The organism is Streptomyces sp. NPDC002853 (assembly GCF_053591915.1).
The window spans coordinates 462,288-478,771 of the sequence record NZ_JBSFUS010000006.1; the positions used below are offsets into that span (position 1 = coordinate 462,288).

The window sequence follows — 16,484 nt, forward strand, 5'->3', positions numbered from 1 at the left end:
TTCACAGAAGGAAGAAGTACCATGGCAGCACCGGCAGACCTGCAGCGCATCGTCATCGAGAACTGTGCCATCGCGACCGTCGACGCCGACGACACCGAGTACGCATCGGGATACGTCGTCGTCGCGGGCAACAAGATCGAGTCCATCGGCGCGGGTAAGGCCCCCGAGGGCCTGCAGAACGTCGTACGCCGCGTGGACGGGACCGGTCACCTCGTGACCCCCGGCCTGGTCAACACCCACCACCACTTCTACCAGTGGATCACCCGCGGCCTGGCCACCGACCACAACCTCTTCAACTGGCTCGTCGCGCTCTACCCGACCTGGGCGCGCATCGACGAGCAGATGGTGAAGGCGGCGGCCCAGGGTTCGCTCGGCATGATGGCCCGCGGCGGTGTCACCACCGCGATGGACCACCACTACGTCTTCCCGAAGAACTCCGGTGACCTGTCCGGTGCCATCATCGGCGCCGCGAGCGACATGGGTGTCCGCTTCACCCTGGCCCGCGGCTCCATGGACCGCAGCGAGAAGGACGGCGGCCTGCCGCCGGACTTCGCCGTCGAGACCCTCGAAGGTGCACTCGCCGCGACCGCCGAGACCGTCGACAAGCACCACGACGCCTCCTTCGACGCGATGACCCAGGTCGCCGTCGCCCCCTGCTCCCCGTTCTCGGTCTCCACCGAACTCATGAAGCAGGGCGCGGAGTTGGCGCGCTCCAAGGGTGTACGCCTGCACACCCACGGCAGCGAGACGGTCGAGGAGGAGAAGTTCTGCCACGAACTCTTCGGCATGGGCCCGACCGACTACTTCGAGTCGACCGGCTGGCTCGGTGACGACGTGTGGATGGCGCACTGCGTCCACATGAACGACTCCGACATCGCGGCATTCGCCCGTACGGGTACGGGAGTCGCGCACTGCCCGTCCTCCAACGCACGTCTGGCCGCAGGCATCGCCCGCGTCCCCGACATGCTCAAGGCCGGCGTCCCGGTCGGCCTCGGCGTCGACGGCACCGCGTCCAACGAGTCCGGCGAACTCCACACCGAGCTGCGCAACGCGCTGCTCATCAACCGCCTCGGCGCGCACCGCGAAGCCGCCCTGAACGCGCGTCAGGCGCTGCGTCTCGGCACCTTCGGCGGCGCCCAAGTCCTGGGCCGCGCCACGCAGATCGGGTCGCTCGAGCCGGGCAAGCTCGCCGACCTGGTCCTCTGGAAGATCGACGGCATCGGGCACTCCTCGATCGCCGACCCGGTGACCGCCATCGTCTTCGGCGCGGCGGCCCCGGTCACGCTCTCCCTCGTCAACGGCCGCCCGATCGTCGAGAACGATCGTCTGCTGCACGTCGACGAGGACGCCATCGCCCGCTCGGCGCGGGACGAGGCGCAGCGCCTCGCGCGGATCGCCGCCGGGAGCTGACACCTGGAACTCCGGTCAGGGGGGACGGCCCTTGACCGGACTTGAGCAGCCGAGCGGGTTGCTCAAGTGCCGCCCCGGAACGTGGCCCAAAGCTTCACGTTCCCGGGGCGGTCAGTACTACCCCTCAGCAGTACCTGGGCGCACCACTCACAACTTCATACCGAGCAGGTCCTTGCACGACGCACCACCTCCCAGAAGCGAAAAGTGCCGGCAGAGCCGCCGTACTGGAAAACAACCGGAGGAGCCACAGTGGCCACTCAGCCCAGGTTCACCAAGCAAGGCACCACCCCAGACCCATCCGAAGTCGACGGCGAGAGCGCCATATCAGAGACACAAGAGATTCATCCCGTCGACCAGAAGCTCCCCCCGCTCAAGATGGCGACGACCGGTCTCCAGCACGTGGCGGCCATGTACGCGGGCGTCGTCGCACCGCCGCTCATCGTGGGCGCGGCGATAGGCCTCTCCGCGAAGGAACTCACCTTCCTGACCGGCGCCTGTCTGTTCACCGCGGGCCTCGCCACCTTCCTCCAGACGCTCGGCATCTGGAAGATCGGCGCCCGGCTGCCCTTCGTCAACGGCGTCACCTTCGCGGGCGTCGCCCCCATGATCGCGGTCGTCGAATCGACGGACAACAAGGACGACGCGCTGCCGATCATCTTCGGTGCGGTCATCGTCGCGGGAGTCCTCGGCTTCATCGCGGCGCCCTTCTTCTCCAAGCTCGTACGCTTCTTCCCGCCGGTGGTGACCGGCACGGTCATCACGCTCATCGGCATCTCGCTCATGCCGGTCGCCTTCGGCTGGGCGCAGGGGCCGGTTCCAGGAGCCGACGACTACGGCTCGATGAAGAACCTCGGCCTCGCGGGCATCACGCTCGTGATCGTGCTGCTGCTCCGCCGCTTCACCACCGGCTTCGTCAAGCAGATCGCCGTGCTCCTGGGTCTCGTCGTCGGCACGCTCATCGCGATCCCGTTCGGCGTCACCGACTTCAGCCCGGTGGGCGACGCGGACATCGTCGGCTTCCCGACGCCGTTCCACTTCGGCGCACCGCAGTTCGCGGCGGCGGCGATCGTGTCGCTGTGCGTGGTGATGGTGGTCTCGATGACGGAGTCCACGGCCGACATGCTGGCGCTCGGTGAGATCGTGGACCGCCCCGCGGACGAGAAGACCATCGCGGCGGGCCTGCGCGCGGACTGCCTCGGTTCGGCGGTCAGCCCGCTCTTCAACGGCTTCATGTGCAGCGCGTTCGCGCAGAACATCGGCCTGGTCGCGATGACGAAGATCCGCAGCCGGTACGTCGTCGCCGTGGGCGGCGGCTTCCTGGTCCTGATGGGCCTGTGCCCGATGGCGGCCTCGCTCATCGCCGTCGTGCCGCGGCCGGTGCTCGGCGGCGCGGGTGTCGTCCTCTTCGGTTCGGTCGCGGCGAGCGGCATCCAGACGCTGGTCAAGGCGAACCTGGAGCGGGACAACAACGTCCTGATCGTGGCCGTCTCGCTGGCCGTCGGCCTCATCCCGATCGCGGCGCCGGAGTTCTACCACGCGTTCCCGGAGACCGCGAAGATCATCCTCGACTCGGGCATCTCCACCGGCTGTGTCGCGGCGGTGCTGCTGAACCTGGTCTTCAACCACATCGGCAAGCGAGGCGAGGACGACGAGGTGACCAACCCGATGGAGCCCGGGGGAGAGATCGCTGAACAGAGGGTGCACGAGGTCCATGAAGGGTCTTCCCCGGCGGGGGCCCACTGACGTAACGTGCGTGACGCCGCCCGCATCGCGGAAGTTACTTTCCAGTCGGAATAGTGGTCGGCTCCGCCGCGCGCCTCGTGAACTCCCGCGCGGTGGGGCCGACTTCCGGCGTCACGCACACGGAAGAAGCGCCACCCATGAGTTCTCAGCCCAGCACCGCAGAGAAGGCCGCACCCGCCGACCCGGCCCCTGAGGTTCTTCCCGAGGTCCATCCGGTCGACGAGATCCTGCCGCCGGGGCGGATGCTCGTCGCGAGCCTCCAGCACGTCGCCTCCATGTACGCGGGCGCGGTCTCCGTCCCGCTCGTCGTGGCCGTGGCCGCCAAGATGTCGCCGGGGGACACGGCGGTACTCATGGGCGGCAGCCTCCTGATGGCGGGCATCGCGACGCTGCTCCAGACCCTCGGCATCGGCAACTTCATCGGCTCCCGGCTGCCGTTCGTGAACGGCGTCTCGTTCGCGGGCGTCGGCGTGATGCTGACGATCATCACGACCCAGGGCGGCGTCGAGGCGGGGATGCCGGTGGTCTTCGGCGCCATCATCGTCTCAAGTCTCTTCGGTTTCCTGGTAAGTTCGTACTTCTCGCGACTCGTCCGCTTCTTCCCGCCGGTGGTGACGGGGTCGGTCATCACGCTGATCGGCGTCTCGCTCATCCCGGTCGCGTACGACTGGATAGTGGACGACTCGTCGACGGGTACTCCGCAGCCGGGCAGTATCGGCCTCGCGGGTGCGACGGTCCTGGTCATGCTGCTGCTCCAGCGTTTCACGCGGGGCTTCCTCAAGCAGATCAGCATGCTCTTCGCGATGATCTTCGGTACGTTGCTTGCGATTCCGATGGGCCTGGCGGACTTCTCCAAGCTGGACGACGCGGCGCTGGTCGGCATCCCCTCGCCGCTCCACTTCGGTGCGCCCGAGTTCAACGTCCCCGCCATCATCTCGATGTGCGTGGTGATGCTGGTGATCCTGACGGAGTCGACGGCGGACATGATCGCCCTGGGCAAGATCGTCGACAAGGAGGTCGACGAGAAGACCATCGCCCGCGGCCTGCGTGCCGACGCGCTCGGCTCGGCCCTGAGCCCGCTCTTCAACGCGTTCCACGCGAGCGCGTTCGCGCAGAACATCGGCCTGGTCGTCATCTCCAAGGTGCGAAGCCGCTTCGTGGTGGCGCTGAGCGGCGGCATCCTGGTCCTGATCGGCCTCAGCCCGGCGGCTGCCGCGCTGATCTCCGTGGTCCCGATGCCGGTCCTCGCCGCCGTCAGCCTCTTCCTCTTCGGCTCCATCGCGGTCAGCGGCATCCAGACCCTGCTCCAGGCGGACCTGCACCGGGGCGACAACGCCCTGATCGTGGTGGTCACCCTCGGCGCGGGCCTGGCCCCGGCACTCTCGGACGGCTTCTACGACGCGTTCCCGGCCTGGGCGCAGATCGTCCTGGGGTCGGGGATCTCCACGGGGTGCTTGCTGGCGGTGGCGCTGAACCTGGTGTTCAACCACATGGGGAGCGGGGCGGGTTCGGAAGCCTCGGCAGGCGCGCCCGAGGCGGAGGCCGCGGTCACGCACTGAGGTGAGGCGGCGCGGGCGGGCAGTGGGCGGAGACGCCGCGCGGATTTCCGACATGACCCTCGGACCGGCACGTTGACGGCGCATACGTGCCAGACCAGGGGCGGGTGGGCCTGGTGAAGTCGAGGCATGCCTACATCTACACCGGAGCCGACGGACACGACAACGCCCACGGACGCGGACGCATTTGCGTCCGCGTCCGCGTCCGAGTCTGCGTCTACGTCTGAGCTTGCGTCCGAGCTTGTACCTGGGTCTGTCACTGGGGGTGGGGCGATGCTTGCGTCAGGAACTGCGGCTGGGGTGACGCTTGCGTCCGGGTCCGGGTCCGGGTCCGGGTCCGGGTCCCAGTCGTCCGGGTCCAGGTCTACGTCTGCGGCGACGTCAGCGTCGGGGGCTGGGGCGATGCCCGCGTCGGGGTCGGCGTCTGGGGCGACGCTCGGGTCCGGGGCCGCGTCTGCGTCTGCGGCTGAGGTGACGTCCGGGGCTGTGCCGGTGGTGGCGTTTGGGGCTGGGGTCGCTGGCCCAGACGCCGCCTCCGTCGTGGCGTCACCGGCTGTCGGAGTCTCTGGGCGGGCGCGGCGCGGGGGGTGGGGGGCTGTGCTTGCCGTGGCGGCGGGGATCTTTGTCATCGTCACCACCGAGATCCTGCCGATCGGGCTGCTCACCCCCATCGGTGCGACCTTCGGCATCTCGGACGGCACGGCGGGGCTGATGATGACCCTGCCCGGCATTCTCGCCGCCGTCGCCGCCCCGGTCGTGACGGTCACGACCCGTCGCGTCGACCGGCGTCACATGCTGTGCGTCCTGATCCTGGTGCTCGCCCTCGCGAACCTCCTCGCCGCACTCGCCCCCGGCTACTGGCTGATGATGGTCTCCCGGGTACTCCTCGGACTCGTCATCGGCGCCTTCTGGTCCATCGGCGCGAGCCTCGCCTCCCGGCTCGTCCCCGAGGCGCAGGTCGGCCGGGCGACCGCCGTGATCTTCGCCGCCGTTCCGCTCGGCTCCGTGCTAGGGGTACCGGCGGGCACGTTGCTCGGTCAACTGGTCGGCTGGCGCGCCGTGTTCGTGGTCATGGGTGGCTTGACCCTGGCGGTTCTCGCCGCCCTCGTGATGTCCCTGCCGCCCTTGCCGCCGCAGAGCGTCACCCGGCTCGGCGTGCTGCGCGAGCTGCTGCGCTCGCGCCGTGTCCGTGTCGCCGTCGCGGTGACCTTCCTCGTCGTGACGGCGCACTTCGCCACGTATACGTACGTCACCCCCTTCCTGGAGGAGGTGACCGGCGCGGGTCCGCGAGCGATCACCCTCTTCCTGCTCGCCTACGGCGTCGCCGGCATCCTCGGCAACTTCCTCGCGGGAGCGTGGGTGAGGCGTGCGCCGCGGGGCACCTTCGCCGCGGCTGCCGGGCTGATCGCGGCGGTGACCTTGCTGCTGCCCGTACTTGGTGCGGCTGGGTACGGCGGTGCGCTCGGGCTGCTTGTGGTGTGGGGCGTCGCGTACGGAGCCGTGCCGGTCTGCTCGCAGACGTGGTTCGTGGACGCGGCACCACGGGCGCCCGAGGCCGCGTCGGTGCTGTTCACGTCGTCGTTCCAGGCGACGTTCGCCTTCGGTGCGTTGGGGGGAGGGGTCGTCGTGGACGCGGCATCGGTCACGGTGGTGATGGCTGTCGGCGGCGGCGTCGCGGTACTGGCGGCCCTGCTGGTCGGCGGGGCCGCCCGGTTGGTCTGAGGGTGGCGATCACGGGCCGGGATCCCCTCAAGGTGCAGAAGAATCCCGTGGGGGGCTCCTGTTTGTGGTGTGGGGGTGGGAAATTCGGGCGTCAGGGGCAGGGGCGGGGGCAGGGGCGGCCAGGCAGTGAGCTGTCGGAGGCCGCCGCGCAGATCGTCGCCGATGGTTGATGTGTGTGCTGCCCCCGCTTACGCGTCGGCGGGACGGTGTGGGGCGCGGTCACGTTGCCGTCGCCGGAGCCCTGTCCGTTGCCAGTTTGACGGCGAGGGCGCCGAGGACCGTGCCCATGACGTAACGCTGGGCTCGGAGCCAGGTCGGGCGGCGGGAGAGGAAGACCGCGATGGTGCCCGCCGCCATGACTATGGCCAGGTTCACGATCAGGCTGATGGAGATCTGGAGGCCGCCCAGAGCGAAGCCCTGGAGGAGGGTGTGGCCGGCTGCCGGGTCGATGAACTGGGGGATGAGGGAGACGTACATGATGGCGACCTTCGGGTTCAGGAGGTTCGTCAGGACTCCCATGGTGAAGAGGCGCCGGGGGGAGTCGGGGGCCAGCTCCTGATGGGCGAAGACCGATAGGCCGCCCGGCTTGAGCGCCTTCCAGGCCAGCCACGCGAGGTAGGCCGCGCCGGCGAGTTTCACGGCGAGGTACAGCTGGGGGACGGCAAGGAAGACCAGGGACAGGCCCAGGTTGGCCGCGGTCAGGTAGATGAGGAAGCCCACGGCCACCCCGGCCAGGGAGACCGCTCCGGCCCGCCTGCCCTGGGTGATGCTCCGCGAGACGAGGTACATCATGTTGGGGCCGGGGGTGAGCACCATGCCGAGGGACACCACTGCGACGCCGAGCACCGCGTTCATTCCGATCATTCAGCAAGCATCGGGCGGCCCCGGCGTCCAGCACCAGCGATGAATTCTTCATGTAACCCGTAAGCGTTGCTTCATCGGCGCGGGGAGCCCGTGTGGTGTCGGACGGGACCCCGCGCCGATGTGTGGGGGGTGGGGGGTGGGGTTCAGCCGATGCGGTACGGGTCTCCGTATACCTTCCACTCCAGTGGCGTGTTCAGGTTCAGGTTGCCCTTGTTCAGGAACACCCGCTGGGCCGTGTCGACCCGGCTGGTGTCCTCGTGTGCCTCCTCCTGCCTCATCGCCCAGACGCGTGCGTCGAGGAACGCGTGGAGGTAGGCCGTCTCGTCGCCGCCCTGGGCCGGCGTCCTGGCCGAACGCAGGGCGCGCTTGCGGATGTTGCGGAAACTGGTGTTGTCGCCGCCGTCGCCGTGCATGACGATCGCGTCGTAGTACGCGAACTGGCCGAGGACACCGATGCCGTCCGCCTTGCCTTGTCCGACCGCCGGGTTGAAGTAGACGCGGTCGCGCTCGTCGTTCTGTGCCCTCTGGAACTCGCGGTCCTCGGCGGCCCGTTCCCAGTCACCCTTGTACGTGGGGTCGAGGCCCTCGTGGGAGTCGGTGCCGTCCACCTCGCGCAGGGCGGGGAGGTACTTGGCGAGGATGTTGCCCGGCTTGCGTCGGGTGTAGAGCTCCACGAGGTCGAGCATGTCGCCCGTGCCCGAGCAGAAGCCGATGATCCCGGCGGTGTAGCCGCGGCCGTCGCCGATGTCCTCGCAGTAGCGGTAGTGCTCCCTCCAGTTGAGACTCGAGTTCTCCGCGCTGCACACGATCTTCATGGCGATCTCCTTCTTCGCCGGGTCGTCGAGTCCGCCCGCCTGGGTGGTGGGGGTGGCGCCTGCCGTTCGGGAGGCGATGACGGGGCCTGCGACGAGCGAGGCGCCGAGGGCCGCGAGCAGGGTGCGGCGTGAGGTGTGTATGCGGGGCGCCGGGGCGCGGTGGGGGGTGGGCACGGGACCTCCAAGGTGGGGGAGTTCGTCGATCCGACGGGTCTTGGCTCTTCCGCGTACTGTTAGGAAGGTTTACTACCAGAGATCCGAGGTGACGTATACCCGTCAAGGAGGGGGGGAGTTGGTGATCTTGGAGGGGGTGCGGTGCCCGGTCAGCGGGACCGGGTGAGGCGGGCTTGCACCTGAGCAGCGACTTTGTACGTGTCGCCGGTGGGGCGGGCCGGAAGGCGGCCGGGGTCGCGAATCCAGCCGTCCTCGATGGCGAACCAGTCGATCGCCTTGGGCGGGCGGCCCTCGGCGAGTGCGGTGCGCAGCTCCTTGAAGTACGTCTCCCAGCGCAGGCGGTAGAGGCCGCCGACCAGTCCGGCCCACTCCCGGTTGGCGTAGTCGCGCAGGCCCGCGTCCGCCCCGGACCGCGTGCCCCAGACGGTGAGGAGTGACAGCTGGTCGTATGCGAGGTGTTCTCGTTCCGTCGCGTCGGCGCCCCACGAGCGTGCGTCGGCGACCCAGCGGCCCAGGAGATGGCGGGAGTCCGTGGCCATCAGTTCGTCCAGGAGGGTCATCAGGTCGAGCCAGGTCCCGGTCAGGTTGTCGAAGAGGGGTTTGTTCCGGGCGTCGTACGCCTGCTTGATCTGAGGGAGGAGCACCCGGCTGCGGTTGGAGAGCGCCTGGCGTGCCACGTCCAGGATGTCCTGGTGGTAGGCGGAGGAGGTCCGCAACTCGCGGCGTACGGAGAGGAGTTCGGTGAGTGCCGGTTCGAAGTCCGCCGGCGTGTAGCGCATGGCCTTGGGTGACCAGGCCGCCGCCGACTTCACGGACAGGGCGGGGCGCGCGCCGAAGAGTCCGTCCGCGCCCTCGGCCCACTCGTCGGCGCGGGTCGTGCCGTACGCGGTGCGGCGCAGGATGTCCCAGGCAGCTGCCGCGTGCGGGTCGGCGGCTCCGTAGCGGGACACCGACCAGTCGGCGAACCACGTGGTGAGGTTCAAGTCGCCCGTGCGCCAGGCCAGTTCCGAGAAGAGCTCGAAGGCTGCCGGGTTGTTGTCCGCCGCCTCCGGCATCAGGGAGATGCCGCGCATGGTGCTGCCCTTCTTGGTGCGCCACTTCTCGTAGAGCGCGGCCCAGTCGGGGGTGTTGGCGCCGAGTGTGGTGTGGCCGCCGAAGTTCCAGATCGAGCCGAAGGTGTACGGGGTGTCGTTCCAGTCGGACTCGCGGTCGGTGATCTTCGAGAAACGGTCGGAGAGACCGTCGACCACCAGCATGCGCGACTTGTCCACGGCGTCGACGATGGCCTTGGGTGGGTTGTTCTGCCAGCCGAGAATCACCCACGTGGCGCCGGGGTGTGCGGCCCGGAGGGCTTTTTCGACGGCCTTCGCCGCGTCCGGGACCGGGACGTCGCCCGGCTTTCCGCCCTCGTGGAGGAGGTCCATCTTGTACATCGTCGACGCGCCGAAGAGCTCGTCCTGTGCGCGGTAGAAGGCCGCGGCCACCCGGGTGAAGTGCTCGGTGCGCGGGTCGAGCCAGTCAGGTCGCGTGAAGCCGACCCAGTCGCCCTGCGGCACGGTGCGCGCACCGGGGTTCCTCGCGCCGAAGCCGGGCGGGACCGTCCCGAAGTAGCCGGGGAACACCGGGGTCATGCCGAGCTCGCGCAGCCGGTCCGCGATGCGGCGGCCCAACGCGGCACGTCGGGTGAGGAGTTGGGCCGAGACGGGGTGCGGGAACGATGACATGTTCTGGAGCAGCCACCATGGCTGGTGGGCCGGGGCCGGGATCCACTCGCGCATCTCCTTGTCGGAGTAGCCGAACTCCTGGAACACACGGTGGTAGAGCGCGTCGGCGCCGACGTACACGAGCACCTCGTTGTAGCCGTGCAGTGCGAGCACGTCGATCTCGCGCTCCCAGTACGACCAGTCGTGGTACGCCCCCGTGTAGCCGTCGTTCGTGTCGTTCAGGACGAAGCGGTGGGGGGTGTTGGCGCTGCCCGTCATGGGCTTGTCGAGGCCGGGGAGACGGCCGGGCAGGTTCAGCTGGTTGCCCGCCCAGGTGATGTTCGCGTGGGCCTTGTGCTTCAAGTAGTGCTGCAGTGCCTTGAGTTGCACCGCGGGGGTGGTGCCTGTGACGGTGATCCGGCCCTCTTCTCCCGATACACGGAAAGTGTCGGCGGGGCCCGCGGTCACGAACCTCAGCTGCTTCCAGTGTCCGGGCAGCAGCCGCCGGGCGGCCTTGACGGCAGGGGACTCGGAGGGCGGGGCGCCGTCGGCGGTGGAGCCGGAGCAGGCGACGGCGGCGCCGGTCGTTCCGGCGAGGGCGGTGAGGAAGGTGCGGCGGGCCAGGGGCATGACGTAGGGATACCCTCCCGGGGTCGGCGGAGCGCTGCATCGGCGGGGCGTGTCGACGGCGCACCACGATGAACCGGGCGCGCGGCACGGTCAAGGTCGCGCGAGAGCCCCACGGATGCCGGGCTTGCGGCATCCGCTTCGATAGCCGAAGCACGGTGTTACCGTCGCCGGATGACCGCACCGCTGCCAGGCCGGCCGACGCCCGCCTCCACCACCGGCCGCCCCCTGATGGCCGCGCTCGACCTGTTCGGGCGGCGCTGGAGCCTGCGGATCGTGTGGGAGCTGCGGGCCGGGGCGATGGGGTTCCGCGCGCTGCGCCAGCAGTGCGACGCCATGTCGTCCAGTGTGCTGCGCCAGCGTCTGACCGAGCTTCTCGAAGCCCGGCTCGTGCATCAACTGCCGGATTCTTCCTATGCGTTGACCGCGCTCGGGCGAGAGGCCCATCAGGCGTTGTTGCCCCTGGACGGCTGGGCCCGGCGCTGGGCGGACGAGGTCAGCGCGAACTCGGCAGCGGATCAGCCGTAAGGGCTTCGCGCATGAGCGACACGGCGGTCCGCAGCGTGCTGAGCGGGCGGATCAGCAAGGTGGCCTCGGTGAGACGGCCCTGGTCGTCGACCTCCTGCACGAACGCGCCGTAGACGCTCGCGTCCCGGACGCTGCCGTGGAACGTCGTCACGCCGTGCCGTTCGCCGTCCTCGGTGAACTCCTGGACCGGCTCGATCCCGGTCAGGCACTGCCCGAGCTTCTGGAACAGGTGCGCCACGTCGTCCCGGCCGCTGTAGTCGGCGACCGGGCTGTGGAAGACGACGTCCGGCGCGAGCCGGAGGCCCGCCTTGTCCGGGGCGTCGGGCGCGAGCAGGGCGCGTACGTCGAGGCTCATCGGTGCCGGTCCTCCTGAGTTGCGTTGCGTTGCGTTGAGCTGAGCTGAGCGGTGCGTGGGGCGCGTGGACAGTGGGGGTGGGGTGCGTCGTGGCCGCATGCTTCGATTTCCGAATCGTACTGGCGCGTGGCCGTCACGGGAAGTCCATGAGGCCGCCCACGGAAGTCCAGGTGTGCGCAACTCCCGCCGCAAGGTGACACAGTCATCGGAGCGATGGAGCGCGATCGTGCCAGCATCCGGCGTATCAGGGTCAGTTGAGCGCATTGACATCCGATGTATTCGACCCTACGTTCCCGAGCGACCCGTCAACCTCAGGGAGCCGCCCCCATGCGCACCCAGCTCAGCCGCACCCGGCGAAGAGTCGCCGGGATCGCCCTGTTCCTCGCCTCGGCCCTCGCCGCGACCGCCGTCCCCTCGGCGGTCGCCGCCCCGACGGAACCCCTCGCCACATCCCACGCGGCCACCGGCCACGCAGCCGGCCCCGGAACCGACCACGCCACCGATGACCCCTTCACCGCCGACCGCACCAACTGGTGGCGGCAGGACCGCTTCGGGATGTTCATCCACTTCGGCGCGTACTCCAACCTGGAGGGCGAGTACAAGAAGGCCGACGGCTCCGTGTGCCGTGACGCCGAGTGGATCCAGCGCCAGTGCGACATCCCGAAGGCCGAGTACGAGAAGCAGGCCGCCGCGTTCGACCCCGCCGACTTCGACGCGAAAGCCGTGGTGAAGGCGGCCAAGGACGCCGGGATGCGCTACATCGTCATCACCTCGAAGCACCACGACGGGTACGCGATGTGGCCCACGAAGGTCAACGGCTGGAACCTGCGCGACCACTCGTCCTTCGACAGGAACCGCGACATCCTCGCGGAGCTGAAGAAGGCCTCCGACGACGCGGGCATCAAACTCGGCTTCTACTACTCGATCTGGGACTGGCACGACCCGGACTTCCCGGACCCCGCCACCTTCCCCGCGTACGAGAAGCGGATGCGCGCCCAGCTCAAGGAGCTGGTCGACACCTATGACCCCGCCCTGCTCTGGTTCGACGGCGAGTGGGAGACGGACAAGCCCCACAACCCCTGGACGTCACGGGACGGCGAGAAATTGGAGGCCTACCTCCGTGACCTCGACCCGGACCTGATCATCAACAACCGCGTCGGCAAGCGCCGCGTCGTCGACGGCGACTACGGCACCCCCGAGCAGGAGATCCCCGGCGCCCCGGTCGACGGCCAGCTCTGGGAGTCCTGCATGACCCTCAACGGCCACTGGGGCTTCGCGCGCTACGACACCGACTGGAAGTCGTCGGCCACCCTGGTCAGGAACCTCCTCTCCACGACGTCCCGCAGCGGCAACTACCTCCTGAACGTCGGCCCCGACGCCCGCGGCCGCGTACCGCAGCCCTCCGTCGACCGCCTGAAGCAGATGGGCGACTGGCTGCGCACGGCCGGCCAGGGCAACGCGGTGTTCGGCGCGCGCTTCGGCGGGCTCGTCGAGGAGCCGTCCTGGGGTTCGGTCAGCCGCAAGGGCGACAAGCTGTACGCGGCGGTCACCCAGTGGCCCGCGCCCGGCGCCGCCCTGCACCTGAAGGCACGTACGGACTTCGAGGTCACGTCGGCGCGGGTGCTCGGCAGCGATCAGAAGGTGGCGGTCACCAAGTCCGGCGACGGCTTCGACCTGAAGCCGTCCGGCGCCGCGACCAACGACACCGCCACGGTCATCGAGCTGAAGGTGGACCCGGGCCCGACCGCCCGCCCCGGCAAGGGCAAGGGCCTGAAGCAGGAGATCTTCGACAACGCCGAGCTGAGCGGCGCCCCCAAGATCACCCGCACCGACCGCTCGATCAACCACGCCTGGAAGTACGCGGGCTCACCGGCGGCGAGCATCCCCTCCGACAGGTTCGGCGTCCGCTGGACCGGCACGCTGGAGCCGCGCCGCTCGGAGACGTACACGCTGACGACCGTCTCGGACGACATGGCGCGGGTGTGGGTCGACGGCAAGCTCGTCATCGACTCCTGGACGCCGCACGAGCCGAAGATCGACAAGGCGCAGGTCGCCCTCACCGCGGGCAAGCGGCACTCGATCAAGGTCGAGTACGCGGAACAGACCGGCGAGGCCCACATGAAGCTGCTCTGGTCCAGCCCCGGACAGGAACAGCAGATCGTGCCGACGGCGCAGCTGTACGCACGGTGAGCAGCGGTCCGCGCGTCCTTCGCTGAGCGATTCGGGCCCCAAGTCCTGACGAGTCAGGACTTGGGGCCCCCGATTCAAGGACGAATGGCGGGCATGTCCCACTCTCTGAAATAGGCAGTGTTGATCGACGCCAATTGGGCAGGTGACTGCCCGTCGATCTCTGACCTCCCAGGTCAGGCGGTCGATGACAGCCATTGCCGAGCAAGAGAGTGACTGCACCGTGAGCGCGCCCGAAGCCCCCGAAATACCCGCACCGCCGGCACCGGAGGCCGTGGCACGTCACCGCACCCTCTTCCGCGCGATCCACCGCCGCAAGAACCCGCGCCTGCGTCAGTCCGACATCACGGTCACCGAGGAAGCCCAGGTCAAGCGGGCGGTCAAGGCGACCGCGCTCGGCAACGCCATGGAGTGGTACGACTTCGGCGTCTACGCCTACCTCGCCGTGATCATCGGCAAGGAGTTCTTCCCCTCGGGGAACGACACCGCGCAGACCCTCTCCTCCCTGGCCACCTTCGCGGCCGCCTTCCTCGTCCGTCCCATCGGCGGCATGTTCTTCGGCCCGCTCGGCGACCGCGTGGGCCGCAAGAAGATCCTCGCGCTCACCATGATCATGATGTCGACGGCGACCCTCGCCATCGGCCTGATCCCGAGCTACACCACCATCGGCGTCTGGGCGCCCGTCCTCCTGGTCTTCTGCCGTATGGTGCAGGGCTTCTCCACTGGCGGTGAGTACGGCGGCGCGGCGACCTTCATCGCCGAGTACGCGCCCGACAAGCGCCGCGGCTTCTGGGGTTCCTTCCTGGAGTTCGGCACCCTGATCGGCTACACCGTCGCCGCGGTCCTGGTCACCGCCCTGACCATGGGGCTCAGCGACGACTCCATGCAGTCCTGGGGCTGGCGCATCCCGTTCCTGGTGGCGGCCCCGCTCGGCCTCATCGGGCTCTACCTGCGGCTGAAGCTCGACGAGTCGCCCGCCTTCCAGAAGATGGCGGAGGCGGAGAGCGGACCGGCCGCCGAACGCCAGAAGAAGTCCTTCAAGGACTCGTTCGTCGGCCAGTGGCGCGCGATGCTGCTCTGCATCGCGCTGGTGGCCGCGTTCAACATCACCGACTACATGCTGCTCTCCTACATGCCGACGTACCTGACGGATCTCGGCTTCGGCGAGACCGGCGGCCTGATGTCCATCGTGATCGTCATGCTGATCCTGATGGCGCTCATCAACTCCTTCGGCCGACTCTCCGACCGCATCGGCCGCAAGCCTGTCCTGATGGCGGGCTCGGTGGGCTTCTTCGTCCTTGCCCTCCCGGCGTTCCTGCTCATCAAGCAGGGCGGCACGGTCGCGGTCTTCTCCGGCCTGCTCATCCTGGGCCTGTGCCTGGTCTGCTACCTGGGCGTCATGTCCTCGTCGCTCCCGGCCCTGTTCCCGACGGACGTGCGCTACGGCTCCCTCTCCATCGGCTTCAACATCTCGGTCTCGCTCTTCGGCGGTACGACCCCGCTGGTGGTCGCCGCGCTGATCGGCGCGACCGGCAACGATCTGATGCCGGCGTTCTACACGATGCTGGCGGGCCTGGTCGGCATCATCGCGGTGGCCGCCATGAAGGAATCGGCCCGCCAGCCCCTGGAGGGCTCCCCGCCTTCCGTGGCCACGGACGAGGAAGCGCGGGAACTGGTGGACTCGCAGCCTTCGTCGCAGCCCCAGTACTGACGGCGGTCAGGCTTGGGCGGCGTACTCCGTGAACGCCGCCCAAGCCTGCGGCGCTAGGGCGAGTTGGGGGCCTGCGGGGTTCTTTGAATCGCGTACGTGGATGGTGGTGGGGCAGGGGGCGATTTCTACGCAGTCGCCGTCACCGCCGCTGCTGTAGCTGGACTTGGTCCAGGTGAGGGCGACTTCCACGCAGTCGTCGCCGGAGCCGCTGCTGTAGCTGCTCTTGAACCAGGCCAGTTCGGGGGTGCTCATGCCGCTCCTCGCATCCGCTCGAGCAGGCTCACCGAGTCTTCGAACGAGAGAGCCTGTGGGCGCATCCTGGCATACCGCATCTGGAGAATGCTGATCTCTTTCGGGTCGGAGATGAGCTGCCCGCTTCGTTGGCCTTCGGAGTACGCGAACCACTTATTGTCCGGCGTCTCCAGTAGCTGAACTGGACCGTCCAGCCCGGCATGGCTCGCCCTCACCACAGGCATGACCTGAAGCTCGATGTTCCGCCGCTCGGCGAGGCCGAGGATGTGGTCGATGAGTTCCATGGTGACGTCATGCCCGCCCATGCGGCGCAGGAACAGGTGTTCCTCCAGAATGAAGCTGTAAGCCGTGTTCGGCCGTTCCGTCAGCAGTCGCTGCCGTTCCATCCGCGCCGCCAACTGTGCCTCGATCTGTTCGTCCCCCAGCGGCGGCAGCTGATTGACGAAGAGCGTGCGGGCGTACGCTGCCGTCTGCAACAGCCCAGGAATCAACCGGCATTCGTACGTGTAGAGGGCTACCGCCTCCTGCTCAAGGCGTGCCCAGTGACGGAACCAGGAAGCGAGCCCCGGCTTGCTGCGCGACAGCTGGTTGGCCGCCAGCCGCAACGTGCCGAACGCGTCGAGCGCGGCCTCGCACTGATCGATGAAGCCGGGCGGCGGAAATCGCCTGCCCTGCTCGATCGAGGCGAGGAAATGGGAGGAGCAGCCGACCTCCTCGGCCAACGCTTCCTGGGTCGCCCCGGCGCGTTTGCGGAAGCTCTTGAGGACCGCGCCGAAGGTCTTCATGCCGTCCGACGGCACAGGCTCTTTGCTGCTTGACGACATCACGGGTAACCCC

General features: G+C 68.7%; 13 protein-coding genes. 7 read left to right on the forward strand and 6 right to left on the reverse strand.

Going from position 1 to position 16,484, the window contains the following annotated elements:
- Window positions 1–21: 21 nt before the first annotated feature.
- From ACWD02_RS19190 to ACWD02_RS19205, 4 genes are all read left to right on the forward strand, one after another.
- The gene (locus ACWD02_RS19190) at window positions 22–1,410 is read left to right on the forward strand and encodes an 8-oxoguanine deaminase (RefSeq protein WP_451211764.1); all 1,389 of its coding nucleotides are present in this window, start codon (window positions 22–24) and stop codon (window positions 1,408–1,410) included.
- Between the two features lie 375 nt (window positions 1,411–1,785).
- The gene (locus tag ACWD02_RS19195; RefSeq protein WP_451212088.1) at window positions 1,786–3,153 is read left to right on the forward strand and encodes a nucleobase:cation symporter-2 family protein; all 1,368 of its coding nucleotides are present in this window, start codon (window positions 1,786–1,788) and stop codon (window positions 3,151–3,153) included.
- 137 nt (window positions 3,154–3,290) lie between these two features.
- On the forward strand, window positions 3,291–4,712 hold the full coding sequence (locus ACWD02_RS19200) for a nucleobase:cation symporter-2 family protein (RefSeq protein WP_451211767.1): 1,422 nt from the start codon (window positions 3,291–3,293) through the stop codon (window positions 4,710–4,712).
- Between the two features lie 594 nt (window positions 4,713–5,306).
- Complete coding sequence (locus ACWD02_RS19205; protein ID WP_451211770.1) at window positions 5,307–6,431, forward strand: MFS transporter; 1,125 nt, start codon at window positions 5,307–5,309, stop codon at window positions 6,429–6,431.
- Between the two features lie 219 nt (window positions 6,432–6,650).
- On the opposite strand, the gene ACWD02_RS19210 is transcribed toward ACWD02_RS19205, so the two are convergent.
- The 3 genes from ACWD02_RS19210 to ACWD02_RS19220 form a co-directional block, all read right to left on the reverse strand.
- Window positions 6,651–7,295, reverse strand: a complete 645-nt coding sequence (locus tag ACWD02_RS19210; protein WP_451211773.1) for a LysE family translocator — start codon at window positions 7,293–7,295, stop codon at window positions 6,651–6,653.
- Window positions 7,296–7,438: 143 nt separating this feature from the next.
- The gene (locus ACWD02_RS19215) at window positions 7,439–8,284 is read right to left on the reverse strand and encodes a chitosanase (RefSeq protein ID WP_451211776.1); all 846 of its coding nucleotides are present in this window, start codon (window positions 8,282–8,284) and stop codon (window positions 7,439–7,441) included.
- Window positions 8,285–8,433: 149 nt separating this feature from the next.
- Window positions 8,434–10,617 carry an alpha-N-acetylglucosaminidase gene (locus ACWD02_RS19220; protein ID WP_451211779.1) on the reverse strand — a complete coding sequence of 728 codons (2,184 nt, stop codon included), beginning with the start codon at window positions 10,615–10,617 and terminating at the stop codon, window positions 8,434–8,436.
- 171 nt (window positions 10,618–10,788) lie between these two features.
- Between ACWD02_RS19220 and ACWD02_RS19225 the strand changes: the two genes are divergently transcribed.
- A complete protein-coding gene (locus ACWD02_RS19225) occupies window positions 10,789–11,142 on the forward strand; it encodes a winged helix-turn-helix transcriptional regulator (protein WP_451211783.1) in 354 nt (117 codons plus the stop codon).
- Here ACWD02_RS19225 and ACWD02_RS19230 read toward each other — a convergent pair.
- On the reverse strand, window positions 11,111–11,497 hold the full coding sequence (locus ACWD02_RS19230) for a hypothetical protein (protein ID WP_451211786.1): 387 nt from the start codon (window positions 11,495–11,497) through the stop codon (window positions 11,111–11,113). The two genes, ACWD02_RS19225 and ACWD02_RS19230, sit on opposite strands and share 32 nt — an antisense overlap.
- 327 nt (window positions 11,498–11,824) lie before the next feature.
- Here ACWD02_RS19230 and ACWD02_RS19235 point away from each other — a divergent pair, with 327 nt between their 5' ends.
- Together ACWD02_RS19235 and proP are read left to right on the forward strand one after the other, a co-directional pair.
- Window positions 11,825–13,687: an alpha-L-fucosidase gene (locus ACWD02_RS19235; protein ID WP_451211789.1), complete on the forward strand. Its 1,863-nt coding sequence runs from the start codon at window positions 11,825–11,827 to the stop codon at window positions 13,685–13,687.
- Between the two features lie 184 nt (window positions 13,688–13,871).
- Window positions 13,872–15,395, forward strand: coding sequence for a glycine betaine/L-proline transporter ProP (proP, locus tag ACWD02_RS19240; protein ID WP_451211792.1), 1,524 nt, complete (start codon window positions 13,872–13,874; stop codon window positions 15,393–15,395).
- Between the two features lie 6 nt (window positions 15,396–15,401).
- Here the strand turns inward: proP and ACWD02_RS19245 are convergent, their stop codons facing one another.
- Window positions 15,402–15,647 (reverse strand): DUF397 domain-containing protein, encoded by a 246-nt coding sequence (locus ACWD02_RS19245; protein WP_451211795.1) that lies wholly within the window; start codon window positions 15,645–15,647, stop codon window positions 15,402–15,404.
- On the reverse strand, window positions 15,644–16,471 hold the full coding sequence (locus tag ACWD02_RS19250; protein ID WP_451211798.1) for a helix-turn-helix domain-containing protein: 828 nt from the start codon (window positions 16,469–16,471) through the stop codon (window positions 15,644–15,646). The genes ACWD02_RS19245 and ACWD02_RS19250 overlap by 4 nt, the downstream gene beginning before the upstream one ends.
- Window positions 16,472–16,484: the final 13 nt, after the last annotated feature.